The organism is Bacteriovorax sp. Seq25_V, from assembly GCF_000447795.1.
In the GTDB taxonomy this organism is placed as follows: domain Bacteria; phylum Bdellovibrionota; class Bacteriovoracia; order Bacteriovoracales; family Bacteriovoracaceae; genus Halobacteriovorax_A.
The window spans coordinates 241,555-259,846 of the sequence record NZ_AUNI01000015.1 but is presented as its reverse complement, the minus strand read 5'-3'; the positions used below and the strand labels follow the sequence as shown (position 1 = coordinate 259,846).

General features: G+C 38.0%; 10 protein-coding genes. 1 reads left to right on the top strand and 9 read right to left on the bottom strand.

The annotated features are described in order from the left end of the window. Positions 1 to 2 precede the first annotated feature (2 nt). From M900_RS08960 to rpsR, 9 genes are all read right to left on the bottom strand, one after another. Positions 3 to 872, bottom strand: coding sequence for a flagellar motor protein MotB (locus M900_RS08960; RefSeq protein ID WP_021274315.1), 870 nt, complete (start codon positions 870 to 872; stop codon positions 3 to 5). A 28-nt stretch (positions 873 to 900) separates the two neighbouring features. Beyond that, positions 901 to 1,671 carry a motility protein A gene (locus tag M900_RS08955; RefSeq protein WP_021274695.1) on the bottom strand — a complete coding sequence of 257 codons (771 nt, stop codon included), beginning with the start codon at positions 1,669 to 1,671 and terminating at the stop codon, positions 901 to 903. Between the two features lie 131 nt (positions 1,672 to 1,802). Then, entirely contained in the window at positions 1,803 to 2,465 is a 663-nt protein-coding gene (locus M900_RS08950) for a hypothetical protein (protein ID WP_034732138.1), read from the bottom strand. 153 nt (positions 2,466 to 2,618) lie between these two features. Beyond that, positions 2,619 to 2,819 (bottom strand): hypothetical protein, encoded by a 201-nt coding sequence (locus M900_RS08945; protein ID WP_021274637.1) that lies wholly within the window; start codon positions 2,817 to 2,819, stop codon positions 2,619 to 2,621. Between the two features lie 160 nt (positions 2,820 to 2,979). Continuing rightward, on the bottom strand, positions 2,980 to 4,137 hold the full coding sequence (locus M900_RS08940; RefSeq protein WP_034732137.1) for a chorismate-binding protein: 1,158 nt from the start codon (positions 4,135 to 4,137) through the stop codon (positions 2,980 to 2,982). Then, positions 4,109 to 5,467, bottom strand: a complete 1,359-nt coding sequence (gene dnaB / locus M900_RS08935; protein ID WP_021274630.1) for a replicative DNA helicase — start codon at positions 5,465 to 5,467, stop codon at positions 4,109 to 4,111. Before dnaB ends, M900_RS08940 begins: the two co-directional genes overlap by 29 nt. 71 nt (positions 5,468 to 5,538) lie before the next feature. After that, the gene (gene rplI, locus M900_RS08930) at positions 5,539 to 6,150 is read right to left on the bottom strand and encodes a 50S ribosomal protein L9 (RefSeq protein ID WP_021274716.1); all 612 of its coding nucleotides are present in this window, start codon (positions 6,148 to 6,150) and stop codon (positions 5,539 to 5,541) included. A 16-nt stretch (positions 6,151 to 6,166) separates the two neighbouring features. Beyond that, positions 6,167 to 7,186 (bottom strand): DUF2232 domain-containing protein, encoded by a 1,020-nt coding sequence (locus M900_RS08925; protein ID WP_021274336.1) that lies wholly within the window; start codon positions 7,184 to 7,186, stop codon positions 6,167 to 6,169. 20 nt (positions 7,187 to 7,206) lie between these two features. Next, the gene (gene rpsR / locus M900_RS17180; RefSeq protein WP_021274409.1) at positions 7,207 to 7,824 is read right to left on the bottom strand and encodes a 30S ribosomal protein S18; all 618 of its coding nucleotides are present in this window, start codon (positions 7,822 to 7,824) and stop codon (positions 7,207 to 7,209) included. A gap of 350 nt (positions 7,825 to 8,174) precedes the next feature. Between rpsR and M900_RS08915 the strand changes: the two genes are divergently transcribed. Continuing rightward, the gene (locus M900_RS08915) at positions 8,175 to 18,263 is read left to right on the top strand and encodes an Ig-like domain-containing protein (RefSeq protein WP_021274582.1); all 10,089 of its coding nucleotides are present in this window, start codon (positions 8,175 to 8,177) and stop codon (positions 18,261 to 18,263) included. Positions 18,264 to 18,292 lie beyond the last annotated feature (29 nt).

Genomic DNA, 18,292 nt, shown 5'->3' with positions numbered 1-18,292 from the left:
GATTAATGAGAATCTACTTTATGCCCATCATTTTGCAAATCAGTTTTTCTTAAAATAAATTCAACTCTTCTATTCTCGGCATCAATTTCAGACCTTGAACGTCCAGGAATATTTGTTGTCTGAGTATCACCATAAAAGACTGTTGTAATCTTATCAGGCGAGACACCTCTTCTAATAAGAGATCTTGAAACGGCCATTGCTCTTGCTGCAGATAACTCGTACGCATCACTCTTGCCATCTATTGCAACTTCACCACGAGCAGCATGTCCAACGACAAAAACTTTCCACTTAGTATCACTAAGAAGTTTAATTAGACGTGCATAAACAGGTACTGCAACTTTTGTATCTTCAATTTCGATACTTCCAAGCTTGAAGTAAATCTTATCTTTTACACGTACCTTCACACCTTCTGGCTGCTCATACATATCAACTGATTCTGTCAGATCGTACTCTTTGAGATCGTATTTCATCTGTTTAAGAACTTCGTCAGACTCTCTATTGATCTCATGCTTATCAAGAATTCCTTCCATTGTAAGAAATTCAATTGGAAAAGGTTGAATTGGAGTTTGAGATTCCATCATCGTTGGAAAATTATCAGGAGACTTTCCTCGCTGGATAACTTCACCTTGCTTTAAAACGTTTCCACCAAAAGCATCACGAATAGAACCAAGAGCTGCTTCGTACTTTGCTGTTTCAGTCTTAGCAAATGAAAGTAAGAGAACGAAGAATGTTAGTAGAAGCGTAACGAGATCCGAGAACGTCGCCATCCAACCCGGAAGCCCAGGAGGACAAGGAGGACATTTCGTTTCCGCTGGAGGACCACCATCGTCTCCACCGCCACCGCCGCCTAAATTTTCGCCTTCTTCTGCCATTTCGTCCTCCGTGATATTGGCCTAAAAATTATTCTCCGCCGCCTTCTTCACCGATATTTCTTTCAGCTGGTGGTAAGAATGAGCTTAACTTTTCAATAATCATTCTTGGGTTCTCACCTGCTACAATACCTAGCGTTCCGGCTACGACAATATTCATCGCTGTTAGTTCATCCGCTGATCTAAACTTGATTTTATTCTTAATTGGATTACAAAATACGTTGGCAATAATCGCACCGTAAAACGTCGTTAAAAGGGCAACGGCCATGGCAGGACCAATCGCAGATGGATCAGATAAGTTCTGTAACATCTGTACCAGACCAATCAGGGTCCCGATCATTCCCATCGCTGGACCATCTTCTGCCATACCACCAAATATATCTGCACCAGTTGTATGCCTAGCTTCCATTGAATCGATATCCATTTGAAGGATTGCTGCAATAACTTCTGGCGGTCTGTTATCCGCTGCTAGTGTCATCGCCTTCTTCATAAACGGATCATCAATCTCAGCCTTTTCAAGAGCAAAAACTGATTCTCTTCTCGCAAGTTCTGCAAGGTCTTTAATTTTTAAAATTACTTGTTTCGCATCTGCAGGTGTTGCAAATATTGATTTTAGTCCAATCTGAACAATTGATTTTACCGATTCCATTGGCCACTTAATAAATGTTGTACCAATTAACCCAAGACCTACAACGAGTACAGAAGGAACGTCGACGAAGATCATGAGTGACCCCCCCGCAAGAATTGATCCTATGATCGCAACCATCGCAACGACTAATCCAATGACCGTAGATATATCCATAAAAACTTCCCTGTAACAATTTTTACTGTTTCAGGATAACTATCGGAAATTGTAATCATGACATTAGAAAAATTTAGATAAATAACTAAAACTAGGAAAAAAAATTCAAACAAAACTAAAATGATCAACTGTTAATAAACAGCATCTGCATCCTCCCAACTCGATTCCCCAGCCTTCTTCTTCGGCTTAGGACTTGATTCTAATATAAGAGTGGAACCTGCTGCAGCAGGTTTTCGAACAGATGAAAATATTTTCTCAAATGGATTAGAAGAACTATAGTCACTTCTTTTCGTCTTTATTTCTTGACGAGAACCAGAACTCGAACTCGACGATGAGCTTTTAACGTATGAAGTAGGTTTCGCTAAGTCAGAAATTTTTGAATTAGCCGAATCAAGCATACGTTGCATATCATTTAATTGCATCAATAGATTCTTATTCTCTTGGGCCAGATCTGCACTAAGCATTGAATCTATCCTACTATGCGAGGCCGAATCGAGAAGCTTTGCATTCGCCTTAGACAACTTTCCTTCTAGGGCCTGAAGCTTTTTCTCATAAGATAGTTTCATCGCATCTCGATCTGAATTAGCTTGAAATATTGCTAAAGAGAGATTGGTATTTACTTGAATCAAATACAGGACTGTCGCAAGTAGAGAAACTGTCACACAAAGATGAGCCTTCTGCAAGAAACTGCTCGCTTCTTTTCGTGATACCTGTTTTTTAATTTTCTTTGGAACTGAAGGCCTCTTCTTTTTTTCGGCCTGCCCAAATACTGCAATTTCGTTGTCTTCAAACATAAAGTAAGTATAAGTCTGAAATGAGTCAAAATTTGATGATTCTATAATTTAGGGAAGTTAGAAAAACTCAATAAATTTTACGGCGCCAAAAAAAAGGGCCATGCAAAGCATGACCCCCTCTTTATTTATAGAAACATTTCCTATGTTTCGAATTTATTTATTAGCTGCGAATGTTTGATCAAGAAGATTCAACATCGATGATCTTAACGCTTCCATCGAAACCTCTTCACCATCAAGAAGTAATTCTTCCTTGATGTATTCCATTGGTACACCAGCTAGCTCTGAAAGCTCAGCAAGCTTTACCATATCAACGTCCTTGTTCTCTGCTCTTTTACCTATTTCTAAGGTTGACATAAAACACTCCCTTGTCCTATAATCCGAACCCCGACATCAATGTTAGGGCGCATTCCTTTGCTACATATTGTCACAAAATAATATCTATCCGCTTTTTACTATGTCAAAACATACATACTAGATGTAAGATTTTATTAGAATCTGACTAAATTAGTTTTTTTTAACACTTAAACAGTGTAAAGAAGCTTTCAACTTTTGAAATCATTTCATCGTACTCTTCATCACACTTACTTAGCAGAGTTATTCCCCCACCCGCTCCGTATTGAAGGACTGATTTTTTAATATCAACATTTGCTGTGCGTATGTTGATTGAACAAGATTTCATTTTACCAAAAAGAATGATCGTTGAGCCCGTGTAAGCTCCACGTGTTTGTGATTCGATTACATTAATTAATTTCAAAACTCGTTTCTTAGGTGCACCTGTGATACTTCCACCAGGAAAGAGTGCTTGAATAATTCTTAAAAGAGATACTGACTCTTCGAGCTTTACTTTAATCTCAGAGAATTGATGAATAAGACCAGGGACATGAAAGACTTCTTTTAGTGAGACCACTTCACTGAAGTAGTTTCCTATACGAGAAAGATCATTTCGCAGAAGATCAGTAATGATAGATAGTTCACTATTATTCTTCTCATCCTCTGTTAAAAGTTTTACATCAAGCTTATCACTAAGAGTTCCTTTAATTGGTCGAGTGTATAACTCCTCTTCTTTTATTTCAAATAGACACTCCGGGGAATTACTCAGAATCAGAGAGTTCATATTTTCAATAAATATACTATGGGCAAACGACGACCTATTCTTAGCAGAAAGAAAGTTTTGATAAAGTTCTTCGATGGAACAATCAAAAGCAACATCAAAAACCTTTGTAAGATTTAACTGATAACAATTACCATCTAATAGATTTTGATAAACTTCATTAAAGCATCTGTGATACTCCTCTGACGATATTTTATTCTTAAAACTAAAGTTCACATTCTTTAAATTAACTGAAACCGGAAGCTCTTTAGTCGCCTTAAATTTGAGAAAGTCGCAAAGAACAATTTCTTGATCAAGAACTTCGTTAAGTTCTAATAATAAGCCTAATTCGTAATAGAGATTCACAACAATCGGCTTCTCAAAAGATTTTTGAATATTTATTTCGGATAAAAGTTTTTCAAGTTCTGAGAAGTCAAAACATGACTCCTCACCTGTTTTAAGATTGATAATCTTCTTCGTGGTGTAGCGATATCCTTCATCAAGATCATGACAAAGGATATTCTTACCATTTTTATAAAATGTAGCGTGGGTTTTAGTTAGCAGGTGCTCTACTGTCATCATAAGCAACGTTCTCAAAGCTTGTGTGAGCACCAACAAAGGCCATCTTCGCTGTACCAACAGAACCAGCTCTGTTCTTACCTACGATAACTTCAGCAATCCCAGGCTCTTTAGTATCTGGGTTATAATACTCATCACGATACACGAACATAACAATATCGGCATCCTGCTCAATCGCTCCAGACTCACGAAGATCGGAAACGTTTGGTCTTTTGTTAGGACGAGATTCTACGGAACGATTAAGCTGAGATAGTGCGATTACAGGACAATCTAATTCCTTGGCCATCGACTTTAATCCCCTAGAAATTTCCGAGATCTGTTGTTCACGAGAGAGAGTCTTATTGTGTGAGTTCATCAGCTGAAGGTAGTCGATTACAATTAGAGCTAAACCTTGTTCGGCCTTAATTTTACGACACTGAGACTGAATATCCAAAAGTGTAATACTACCATTATCATCAATATAGATCGGAAGATCAGATAGGGCCTGAATTCCCATTCCGATTTTTCGAAGATCTGTGTCATCAAAATTCTTTTGACGTATTTTCTTCGCATCAACCTTCGCTCTTTGAGTCAGAAGTCTCATAGAGAGCTCCTTCTTCATCATCTCTAGAGAGAATATCGCAACAGGAAGTTTAGAGTAGTCACATGCATTTTGAGCAACGTTTAGTGCCAATGCAGTTTTCCCCATCGCCGGACGAGCAGCAAGAATAATTAGCTGACCAGGCTGCATACCGAGCAGTAATTCATCAAGACTGTTATAGCCAGTTGGAATACCTTGAATCTCACCAGGTCTTCTCGAAGTATCCTCGAGTTCTTTTATATTTTCTTTAAGACAGACATTTAATTTTGTAAGTGCACCTGTCTTCGCTTCATTTGTTAATTTAAAAAAACTTGATTCGACCTCTTGAATGAAGTCAGCTGCATCACCAGAAAAAGTAAGTCCCATATCAGCAACTCTTCTTGCTGTTCTTACAATCTCTCTAAGAGAAGCTTTATCTTTTACAAGCTGAGCATAGTGTCTAATATTAACACTTGAAACTTGATCTTCTGTAATCTCAAGAATGAATGCTTGTCCACCTAACTCTTCAAGTTTTCCTCGAGAAGTTAAGTAAGAGCAAAGAGTAACGTAATCGATTGGTCTTCTCGAGTGCGCCATGTCTTTGATAGCATCGTAAACAACACCATATTTTGGATGATAGAACTCAGAGCCATCAAGTTTTAAATCACTAATCTCATCAAATGCCTGACTATCTAATAGAAGACATGAGAGAAGTGATTTCTCTGCCAAAAGGTCATGTGGAAGTTCTTTTATCTGTGGGTGTTGATTAGACATTGATTATCCTCTATGAGTACGAGAAAAAAAGGCCTCAAAAAATGAGGCCTCCATTTAAACAAATCTAGAGATTAACCTCTAAGAATTCTGTTTGCTTCTTGCTTAAGTTTTTCTTCTTCAGAAAGTTCCTTAACTTCACCAGTTGGATTCTCTTCAGCTTCAGCAGCAGCAATTGCAGCAAGAGCTTGCTTCTGAGCAGCTAGCTCTTCAGCTTTTTTCTTGTTTTCTTCTTCTTGAGCTGGATCCATCTTTACAGTTACAGTAAAGTTAGCTTCAACTTCTTTGAAAAGTTTAGCTTTAACATTGTAAACGCCTAATCCTTTGATTGGCTTATCAAGTGTTAATGCTTTTCTTTCAACATCGTAACCAAGTTTAGAAAGTTCTGCAGTTAAATCTTGAGTAGTTACAGAACCGAATAGTTTCCCACCGTTTCCAACTCTCTTGATCATTTCAATAGCAACACCATCTACTTTCTTAGCTAGATCTTGAGCAACTTTTTTCTCTTCAGCAACTTTTGCTGCAAGAATTTTGCTCATGTGCTCTGTTTGAGCTTTATTTGATTCATCAGCTAGAACTGCTAATCCGTTTGGGATTAAGAAGTTTCTTGCGTGACCAGCAGAAACGTTAACAGTTTGTCCAACGTTTCCTAAAGTTTTTACTTTTTCTTTAAGAATGACTTTCATGACATATCTCCTTAATTCATTTCTTTTTGAAGTATTTTCTAAAGTTGACCCAAGTATCAAATAGGCCAGCGATAGCAACGAATTGGTAACCGTAAAAAATTGTCATAATAGTCAAAAGATTTCTAAGAAGTCCGAAGATTCTAAGATATCTTAAAAGATCTACATATATTCCCATTCCCTGGAAGAAGTATAAAACTCCTAACCCAAGTAAAATATTTCCACCGATAATTTCTGCAGTTTCACCACCTAAAAAGTCAGATCCCACAAATAGGCCAAAACCTATTATTACGAAATAGACTACAAAGTCAGGTACTTTAAACTTAACAAAATCACTTAATCCATATTTATAGTTATGCATTCTATGCCATAAAGACTTATTTCTCATAACTGTAAAAGTTGATAACCAAAGAACAAAGAAAACAAAAACGAATACTAGAGAGAAAATCCAGTTATAAAACTGTCTTATCAACTCAAGTGGATTCGACATAAATTGCTCAATTTGTCTTGCTTCATCACCACCATTTTTAAGTACTGCCTGATAATTCTCAGTGCTTTTTACCCCATTTGTATATTCTACGATTTGTTTTTCGAATGAAGCCGTTAACGGCTCAGGCGAAATAACATTAGCCGCAAAAACTAAAAGTCCAATAACACTTAAAGAAACGAGACCACGGAGAATAAAACCTTTTACAGGATGCTCTCCTCTTACAACTATTGTAGAAACCATGAAACCAACGATTGTTACGATGACCATGATGACACTATAGATAGAGAGCTCAGCCATTGCAGGAACAGTCAAAGCCAAAGCCATACTTGCAAAAATTGCAACTAGAGCGACAGAGAAAGTTTGTACAAAGCCATACATTAAAAATGCCATAGCAAGTGGAATCGGAGAAAAGATCACTAATGGACCTACTGCACACAGTACAAAGGAAACAAGACACAGAAGGATAAGCTTAATAAAACTAAGCTGCCCGATAACTCTCTTTTGAGAATTTTGCGTTGATCCTGAATATGTGTTTTTCTCTAAAACCATTATGAAATAATTCCAGCTAACTACTCAGTTAGGTTTCCAGACAAGTGAGAAGCTAAACCAATGTTTCTTGCTCTCTTAATTGCTGACTCAACATATCTATGGTGCTTTCTAGAAATTCCAGAAACTCTAGATGGTTGAATTTTTCCAAATTCATTTACTAACCAATTAAAAGTTTTTGGATCTTTCCAATCTGCAGAGATGCTGTTTTGTTTAAACCAACAGTTCTTTCTCTTAGAAAATCTTCTTCTATCTTTGTCTCCACCCTTCTCTAACTCATCAGTTTGAGAACCATTGTGTGCTTTTGAATGAGGAGTCTTGTATTTTTTTACAATCTCTTCAGCTTCAGCGTCAATGTCAGATAGTTTTACTAGAAGAATCTTGTGAACGTCTTCACTGATCTTAGTACGTCTGTTAATTTCGTCGTTAAGTTTGTTATTACCCTTAACGATAAAATAAACATAGTGCCCGTGTGTTGCACCATTCTTTGCGATTTGAGCGAATTGCTTTCTTCCCCAATCATCTGTAAGAAGAACTTCACCTTCGTACTGACCTGCGATTTCCGCGATCATGTCTTTAAGCGAAGCAATTTGCTCGTCAGTAGCTTCTGGTCTGGCTACTAATGCCAACTCATAAATCATACAAACCTCCTGAACAATATTATGATATTGGCCCAGGTCCACAATTGGCCTGAGCGATAATTTGGTTTTCTAAATGTCAGAGGAATTTAGCAACTTAGATGCAACTAGTAAAGGGATAAAAAAGCTTCCGGCAGATGTTACAACCACAAAATGGAACTATTGCAATAAAATGAGCGCGTTCAATAATTGTTTTTTTTTAACAATTTCTCGCAAATGACAACGAAAGTTGACGTTTTTAAGGCACAGCGAGTCATTTTCTACCCAAAACCGTGTAATTTTAGGCAGTAAGTTAAGATTAATTAAGCAGATCCGAATAGTGACTTAACTTTTACTTAAGAAAAAGTGGTTCCATGAGTAAAAAAACACTAATAACAAAACTGATTACTCCAGTGCTAATTTTTACAGCTGCAGCCGTAATCTATCGCGAAGTTTCAGATGAAGCGCTGCAGTCAAATATCATTAAATCTTCAAAGAACTATAAATTTAATAAAGGTTCGCGTGCAGAAGAGCAAAACAAGGCCCGTCTAAAGCGAAATCCAAGCTCAGTAACAACAATCAATCATGGCTTTAAAGAAGTAGTTAGCGATTCAAGCTACACAGTTGACTATAACGGTGACGTTTCGGTTGCTGATGGAAACAAGAAGTCTGCTTTCAATATCAATAAAGGAAATGTTAGTACTAATAGCGCTGTCAGTAATAATAGAGTACCAAGCAGTTCATTTTCACAAGCAGATACAACTCTAACAAATCCAGAAAGCAGCTCAAAATCCTCAACAGACTTAAAGAAAAATATTAGTGAAACAATTGTTGGCAACCCGACGTACCAGCCGGCAATGGAAAAAGAAGTATCTGAAGATACAATAATAAATTCATCATCTAAAAAAACGGATGATGTTTTTGTATCGAGTCCTCCACTAGTAAAAGGAAAGATTCCACCTCTCGTTGGAATCATTGTTGTTGATTCTGGATTTAGTTTAATTGAGAAGGCTTACTCAGCAGCATCAAGCTGTACCAATCCAAAGATAACTCTGTTTGATATTAACACAATGACAGTTCTTGCAGACAATCCTATCACTGCAGAAAATCTCAATACGACGACAACTTTTCAATTTGAGCCTGTAGGTTTGAATCTTGATATTACGAAACCTACAAAGTACCTTCTTAAAACGTCTGGTTGTGATATCAATTATGAAAGGATCGTAACTAGTTATTTTACAGAACAGGACCTTACACCTACTTCGACTCTTGTTTCAAAAATTATCAAGTCTTCATCAAGCGTTGATATTGAAGAACTTGATGGTGCAAAAATCGAAAGCTTTATTAACACAATTGATTCTCAGATTAATATTAATGATGAAATTGAAGCTTCATATAGTGTCGTTGAATCAGATCCAACAACTCAAGCTAAATTTGAAGAAGCATTTGAAGGAGAAAATTATCAAGTTCTTGCTGATGCTGCTCCAGACATTACAGGTTTAACAATACCAACAGCTCTACAAGAAAAAGTTTCAGCTATTTTAAATGTTGAATCTCAACACTGGAATACTTCATACACGACTGCTTACGAATGGCATATTGATAGTGCAAAAGTATCAAACCTTGCATCATGGTCATACACGCCTTCCGCAAATTCGAAGAGAACTATCGAGGTTAAACTCTTTGTAGGTAGAGCGGTAGCAGGTGCGGGTAGTGATGTTGACAGAACACTTCCATTTCACGAACTAACTTATAGTATCGATATTAGTGATGATGCTCCAACAACTGCACCAAATATCGCACTAAACAGTGGAAGTACAAATCCAACTCAAACAAGAGATATTCTAATCGATATTTCAACCGGTGCTGACCTGGGTGGTTATTTTCAAAACTGTGAGAGCTTCTCAAATTTTGCCATCACTGAAGGATCTACTATTCCAGTTCCAGGTGACTTCACATACACATGTACGACAGCAATTACACAAGTTATAAACCCATACACCCTAGTTTCAGGTGATGGAGATATTGAAGTAAATATTTGGGCAAAAGATGTTAACGGAGACATAAGTCCGAAGAAAACATTTACCATTAACCTTGATACTTCAGCTCCGGCAATTACGATTGACACTTTAGCCTCAAGCTATCGAGCAGACACAACACTAACTTTAGATTGGACGGTACTAGAAGCTAACCAAACAACTACTAACCAACATGTTGTTGAATTCTTTGATGGTTCAAGCTGGTCTACTCTACCGGCCGTTGCATCAGCAAATGGGTTCTTAAACAACCAATCCTTTTCAACAACATACTTACTTCCAAACATTCTTGTCTCAAACGCAAGATTAAGAGTAAGCTTAACTGACGTTGTAGGAAATACTGGTATTACAGAGACTGCTGACTTTGAAATTCAAAAACCAATCTTAGCGGTATCTCCTACTTCATATGATTACGGTTCAGTTCTCAATAAGGCACTTGGTCCTAATTATACTTTTACTGTTTCAAATAGTGGAACAGCTGCAACAAAAGATTGCTCGATTGCGGCACTAAGTGCTGCTAATGCTTCTGAATTTGAAATCACAACGGATAACTGTGCAACTGGTGATATTGGTCCAAGTTCATCTTGTGACATTATAGTCAGACCTAAACCAACAACAAAAGGTTCAAAAGTTGCGACACTTAACTGGGCATGTGGTCTTGATAGTATCTCAACTTCTCTTTCGTATAATTCTGCTAATAATATTCCTACGGTACCGTCAGACTATGCACTTTCTACAAATGAAGATACTGCACTTAGTTTCACTGCAACAGCTGGTGACGACATTGATGGTGATTCATTAACTTATACAATTACTTCTGCTCCGACAAATGGAGCATTATCTAATTGTATGGCCACTGATTCGGATCTCACATGTGACTACACTCCAAACCTAAATTATAACGGTGCGGACTCTTTCTCATATAAAGTAAATGATGGTACATCTGACTCGGCAACATCTGTTACTGTTAGTATTACTGTAGTTCCTGTAAACGATGCTCCTACAGTTTCCACAACACAATCGATATCGACAAATGAAGACACTCCAATTACTTTTGATTTAAACCTTGGCTCTGATATTGAAGGTAGTTCACTTAGTTATATTAAAGTAAGTGATACAACAAATGGAGCCATCTCTTGTGTTGGTGGAACGTCACGATCGTGCACTTACTCGCCAAACGCAAACTACAATGGAGTTGATTCATTCACGTTTAAAGTTAACGACGGCGATCTTGACTCTTCTATTGCAACAGTAACAATTACTGTTAATGCTATTAATGATGCTCCTACATTAGTTGATCCGCAAGCAATTGCGACAAATGAAGATACTCCGATAACTTTTGATCTTGGAATTGGGGCAGATACTGAGGGAGACACGCTTAATTACATAAAGGTTTCAGATACAACAAATGGAACTATTTCTTGTACTGGTGGTACTTCGAGATCATGTACATATACTCCAAACCTAAACTTTAATGGATCGGACTCTTTCACGTATAAAGTAAACGACGGCACACTAGATTCAAACACAGCAACAGTAAACATTACTGTAAATCCGATCAACGATGCGCCAACTCTTGCCTCAACTCAAACTATCAATGTTACTGAAGACACTGCACTAAACTTCTCTCTTAACAGTGGTGCAGATGTTGATGGCGACACTCTCACATATATTGTCACTCAAAACCCAGTGGCCGGAACTTTAACATGTACTGGTGGAACTTCAACGAGTTGTACTTACACTCCAGTTGCTGACGATATTAATACGTATACTTTCAAGTACAAAGTAAATGATGGGAATCTTGATTCGACAGAGGCCACTGTTACAATTAACATTAATAATACAAATGATGCTCCAGTAATGATTGGCGATCAAACAATCTCTACAAATGAAGATACTCTTGTTTCGTTCACTCTTAATGGTGCAACAGATATCGATCCAGCTCAAACACTTGGTTATAAGATTATTACAGCTCCAAGCAACGGAACTCTATCAAATTGTATCGATACTTCTGGTTATGGATCAGACCTAACTTGTGACTATACTCCAAATGCAAACTTCAATGGTGTTGATACTTTTACATATAGAGCAAATGATGGAATTGCTGATTCTGCAACAGTATCTACAATTACTATAAATGTTGCTCCGGTTAATGATGCCCCTACTCTCGTAACACCACAATCATTTGCTACAAACGAAGATACTATTTTAAACTTCAATCTTGGAATCGGTTCTGATATTGAAAATGACACTTTAACATACGTTAAACTTTCTGATCCGGCATCAGGAACATTAACTTGTACAGGTGGCACTTCAAGAGCTTGTACATATACTCCTGCAGCCAATTACAACGGAAGTGTTTCATTTACTTATAAAGTTAATGATGGAGCTCTTGATTCAAATACTGCAACAGTAAATATCACTGTAAACGCAGTAAATGATGCTCCGACATTAGTAACACCACAGTCATTTGCAACAAATGAAGATACAACATTAAACTTCAATCTTGGAATTGGATCTGACATTGAAGGAGATACTTTAACGTATATTAAACTTACAGACCCAGCTTCGGGATCACTAACTTGTGCAGGTGGAACTTCGAGAGCTTGTACATACGTACCTGCACTTAATTATAATGGGACCGTTTCTTTTACTTATAAAGTAAATGATGGGAATGCAGATTCGAATACAGCTACAGTTAACATAACAGTAAATCCAGTTAATGACGTTCCAACTCTTGTGACTCCTCAATCATTTGCAACTAATGAGGATACAACATTAAACTTCAACCTTGGTGTGGGTTCAGACGTAGATGGTGATACACTTACTTATGTTAAGCTTACAGATCCAGCTTCAGGAACATTAACTTGTACGGGCGGTACTTCGAGAGCATGTTCTTATGTTCCGGCCGCTAATTATAATGGAACAGTATCTTTTACTTATAAAGTTAACGATGGAAATGCAGATTCAACTACTGCAACAGTAAATATCACAGTTAACCCTGTTAATGATGCTCCAACTTTAGTAACTCCTCAATCATTTGCAACTAACGAAGACACAGTACTTAATTTTAATCTTGGAATTGGAACAGATATTGATGGTGATACTCTTACTTATGTAAAACTAACGAACCCTGCCTCAGGGACATTAACTTGTACAGGCGGTACTTCGAGAGCTTGTACTTATACTCCGGCACTTAATTACAACGGAACAGTTTCGTTTACGTACAAAGTTAATGATGGGGCACTTGACTCAAATACAGCAACTGTAAACATCACTGTTAACCCTGTTAATGATGCTCCGACTTTAGTAACACCTCAATCATTTGCCACAAACGAAGATACAACACTTAACTTTTCTCTGGGAATTGGAAGTGATGTTGATGGTGATTCACTGACATATGTGAAGCTTACAAACCCGGCTTCTGGGACTCTCACATGCACAGGTGGAACTTCGAGGGCCTGTAGTTATGTTCCTGCATCAAACTATAATGGAACGGTATCATTTACATACAAGGTTAATGATGGTGCTCTTGACTCGAATACTGCAACAGTAAATATTACAGTAAATCCAGTGAATGATCCTCCAGTAATGGCTGCGAATCAAACTTTCTCAACTGACGACAATGTTGCTTTCGCATTCACAATATCTAATGCGACTGATATTGATGGGGATTCTCTTTCGTATAAAATTGTTTCATCAACTTCAAATGGAACGATCTCAAACTGTATCACTACAGGGACATACGGAACTGATCTAACATGTACTTACCAAGCAAATACAAACTTTAATGGAACTGACTCATTTACTTATATTGCAAATGATGGGACTGTTGATGCTCTATCGACAGCGACGATAACATTTAATGTTTCTGATAAAACACCATCAGCAGCTCCTCCTGTGATACTTGCTCATACGCAATACCGTAAAGTAATGGGACAAAATCTTACTGCAACTTCATGTTCAGATATTAGTGCCATCTTTATCAACGAAGGAACTCAACCGGCAGCAGGAGCTGCGGGATGGCAAACATGTACGACGACAGCTTCGGCGCTTTCTTACACTCTTGCGGCTGCAACAGAAGGTACACACACTTTAAAAGCATGGTCAAAAGATGCATATGGTAATGTTTCAACAACGGCTACAAATATTACTGTAATTTACGATGTTACAGCTCCAACAATTGCTGTCGCAAACCCAGGTCTCCAACGTGGAGGAGATTCAATAACTTTAACTTGGGCCGTAACTGAAGCTAATATTAGCGCCTCTCAAAACCACACTGTTCAATATTATAACGGTTCATCATGGGTAACAATCACAACATCAAAGCCAGCAACAACTGGACCTCTCAGTGGTACGACATTTACTCAATCTTGGACAACACCATCTTTAAATAGGACAGATATCAAAATCAGAGTAACTCTTACTGATCTTGCAGGAAATACAAGAACTTCAGACTCAACTGCTTTTGAAATTGATTCAATTGCACCTGCTTTAGCTTTTACTTCTCCTGCAGCTAATAGCTATCACCAGTCTTCTGCAACAGTGACAGGGAATTGTGAGACAGGGCTTGATATTAATTTTAGTGGAAATATGCCAGCAAGCTTTAACCAAAATTGTTCTGGTGGAACATTCTCTCAGCTTGTTAACTTTGACTCAGGGGATGGAAACAAGACAATCACTATCTCTCAAACTGATGCCGCTGGAAATACGACAACTGTTTCACGAATCTTAATCCGTGATGAAGTTGCTCCAATTATGGCAAAGACGACTGGTTTGTCTCCAGACTTTACAAGATTTAATCAACCAAATGCTTGGGGTGGAACTTGTGAAGGAAACTATACAATTTATGTAACAGGAGATGAAACAACTTCATTTGCTTGTAGTGCAGGTTCATGGTCTTGGACTCCAAGTGCAAAAACTGTTGATGGTACTTTCACATATAATCTTGTACAAACTGATGGAGCAGGAAATACTTCTTCTCCACCACTCTCTCTTTCTTGGCAAAGAGATGCAACACCTCCAACATTTAACGTAAATACACCAGTTGCTATAGCATCAGGAGCAACTGTTACAATTACAAATAATTTAAACACTGTAACTCTAGCTGGTAACTGTGAAGGCACAAATACCATTAATGTTACAGGCGGTGCTACTGATGCATTCTCTTGTTCTTCTTCAAGCTGGACTTGGACAACTCCATCAACGACAACTGACGGGACAAGAACATTTACTTTCACTCAAGCTGATCCAGCAGGAAACACTTCAACACTTACGATGAAGCACACAAGAGATACAACTGGTCCGGCCCTAACAATTGCAACAAATATTATTAAAAATAATGACGATACAGTTACATATACTGGTGGTTGTGAAACAGGATTAACAGTTAATGTTTCTGGATCAGAGACTTCAAGTACAACATGTCCTTCTGGAACATGGTCTTGGACAAGTGCATCTCAAACAACTGATGCCACAAGAAACTTTACTTTTACTCAAACAATGACAGTGGCACCATTTAACTCAACTGCAGTGAGTGGTCAGTGGATCAGAGAGACGAATGCCCCGACAATTTCTCTATTTACAACGAGTGCTTCGAACCCTTCGAGATCGGCCTTTATTCCAGTTGATTTGAATGCGACATCACAAAATGCTAATGTGTACCTAAAGTCATTCTGTATTAAGTCAGATGATTCAACAACTCCAGCAGTAGATGATGGTTGCTGGTTAGATGTCAACTCTCCTTCTGTTGGTAAAGCACTGGCACAAACATTGAGTCTCGATGAATTCCCTAACCTTCTTGGTTGGGTACCAAAAACATTTGATGTTTTTGTATGGGTAAAAGATGAAGCCGAAAATATTTCAGTTCAATCAGCGACTGTAGGAGTGGATAAAATCGTTCATGGATATGACCCAGGTGTTGCACCAGAAATCTGGGACGTTCTCGCAGCCAACGTGGCAAATGCAACACTCCCTCCAACAAGAGCACAATCAAGTGCTCCTGCAGGAAATGATGTTTATATTAGATGGAAAGCAAGTGATAACAACACACTTCCATCTGGTGCGATTACTCTTTACTACACACCTGATGAGATTAACTTTACTCAAATTGTAGCTGGTCTTGATAATGCAAACTACGGCTGTACAGGATATACTCTTCAGGCTAACGAGGGTTGCTACAAGTGGACAGGTGGTTCTCCACTTAATACGACTTATAAAATTCAAGTAAAAGTAACTGACGCCGGGGATATTTCAACTCAGCTAATTTCAAATATTATTAATGCTGATATGTTAAAAATTATCGCTGGGAACACTGAATCAGGACTTGGAGGTTCTGCACAAACAGCACTATTTTTCACTAGAAAAAATGGTTCTGAGGCAGACCCAGGGACACTTGTAGTAACAAACGATGGTCGATTCTACGTGGCGGACTATAAGCGTGGAATTATTACAATTGACCCTAACGATGGGAAGCAAAAAGTTTTCATCCCAGGAACGGGAACATCATCTGGAGATGGTGGACCTGCTGTTAATGCGACTTTAAGATATGCAACTAAAATCACTCTTGATTATCAAGGTCGTCTCTTAATTTTAGATACTGATAGAATTAGAAGAGTTGACTTAAACCAATCGACACCCTCAATTGAGACAATTATAGGTGGTGGTACGGATACTAGTGATTCTGTAGCAAATCCGTTAAATTTAAAGTTTGATACTTTATCATCAAACTCGCTTTGGTCTAGAAGTATTCCATTCTTTGCACTTCCAAATGGCGATATTTATTTTATGACTGAACATTCTTATATTAATCCAACTCACTCAGGGCTAAGAATAAGAATTTATAAAGCGGCAACTGGTCAAGTGACAAGTAAACGTCTTACTGGTACGGGAGATGGATATAACGCCTCTCAAGACCTTACAAAATGTAGATTATCTCAACCAGGATTCCAATTTGATCCAAGTAATTCGCAGATAACAGGGATTCAATCAAGAGTTTATAAAGTCAATAGCTATACCGACTGTGACAATAATCCATTAGCAACTGATGGTGATCGACATGACATTGCTTACTATAACCCTTCAACTTTTGAAGCAATACCAGCTGTTGATAACTGGGCTGCTTACTACTACTATCATAATACGACCTCGATGGATGGCCATCTCTATCGATTTATCTACAGAGACTACGTTCAAAGAATTAACTTTGATGGAACAACAACAAGGTTAGTTGGAACAGGGACTCGTGGTTTTTGCGTTGACGGTACACCTGCGACGTCTTGTAACGTAGACATTCAAGATGTATTCATTACACCGGCTGGAAAAGTATACTTGCTTGAAGGTGGTCAAATTCGAACAATTGATGAGGATGGAAAAATTGTTACGCTATTCGGACAAAGAAGATCATATGGTGATGGCGTTAATGCTCTCAATGCTAGATTTGACTATATTAATAACGTCAAGCGACTCAATAATGGTAAATACATTGTTGGGGACAATGCAAGTTACTTCATAAAAGAGTTTACGACTGAAGGTGATATTAATATTATCGCCGGGGATGGTAATATAAAATCCTACCCAAGCACTTCTGTTCTAGCAACCGCTCAAGGTTTCTATGATGGATCTTGGTACTCTGTTGACAAAGCAACTGGAGATGTTTTCATGAGAGCCTATGCTTATGGAGAATACCAAAAATTAAATCGATCAACAGGATACTGGGAAAATATTATCGGAATCGGCGGAACTGAAACCTATGACTATTGGAATGGTGATGGTCAACCAGGTCTTCTACTAAAATCAAACGGTAATCAGTCATATGGTCTTCCAATAGGTTTTGATGGGCAAAATTTATTAATCGCAAGAATGAGATACAACGGAACGGATAGTCACTGGGAAGACTTTATGTTAAAGCTGTATGACTCAACAGACTCATACAGACAGTCGCATATTGCTGGAACAAACGGTGTTGATACATATACAGGTGGATATAATGGTATCTGTACTAGTGGATCAGTTGCAGCAACCTGTAAAGTCCCATATTATGCCTATTACGGATTACCTTTCTGGGACAGCACAGGAAATAGATGGATCTTCACTCAAAACAGAGATAGTTCAGATACTGGTAGAAATATTTTTAGTGTTACAAAAGGTGGAAATATAACTCAAATTTCAAGACTTGCTCGTAGAGCATACAACGGATACACATACCTAAAAGTTGGAGCAACTGAGTACCTCTACTACTGCTACGACAACGGAAGAATTTATAAACACAATATTACAACAAACACTGACGAAGGTGCTGTAACCTGGCCAGTATCAAATCTCTACTGTCGTGGTTTAAGTATGGAATATAATCCAACTAATAATTCACTTGTTTTCCCATTTGAGCAAAATGGTCTTTACGGTGTGGCAGAGTACTTCCTACCATAAAAAAAAGCGGCTTTAGAGCCGCTTATTTT

Coding starts and splice junctions, on each gene's coding strand:
- M900_RS08960 (WP_021274315.1), bottom strand. CDS start 872: ATGGCAGAAGAAGGCGAAAATTTAGGCGGCGGTGGCGGTGGAGACGAT.
- M900_RS08955 (WP_021274695.1), bottom strand. CDS start 1,671: ATGGATATATCTACGGTCATTGGATTAGTCGTTGCGATGGTTGCGATC.
- M900_RS08950 (WP_034732138.1), bottom strand. CDS start 2,465: ATGTTTGAAGACAACGAAATTGCAGTATTTGGGCAGGCCGAAAAAAAG.
- M900_RS08945 (WP_021274637.1), bottom strand. CDS start 2,819: ATGTCAACCTTAGAAATAGGTAAAAGAGCAGAGAACAAGGACGTTGAT.
- M900_RS08940 (WP_034732137.1), bottom strand. CDS start 4,137: ATGATGACAGTAGAGCACCTGCTAACTAAAACCCACGCTACATTTTAT.
- dnaB (WP_021274630.1), bottom strand. CDS start 5,467: ATGTCTAATCAACACCCACAGATAAAAGAACTTCCACATGACCTTTTG.
- rplI (WP_021274716.1), bottom strand. CDS start 6,150: ATGAAAGTCATTCTTAAAGAAAAAGTAAAAACTTTAGGAAACGTTGGA.
- M900_RS08925 (WP_021274336.1), bottom strand. CDS start 7,186: ATGGTTTTAGAGAAAAACACATATTCAGGATCAACGCAAAATTCTCAA.
- rpsR (WP_021274409.1), bottom strand. CDS start 7,824: ATGATTTATGAGTTGGCATTAGTAGCCAGACCAGAAGCTACTGACGAG.
- M900_RS08915 (WP_021274582.1), top strand. CDS start 8,175: ATGAGTAAAAAAACACTAATAACAAAACTGATTACTCCAGTGCTAATT.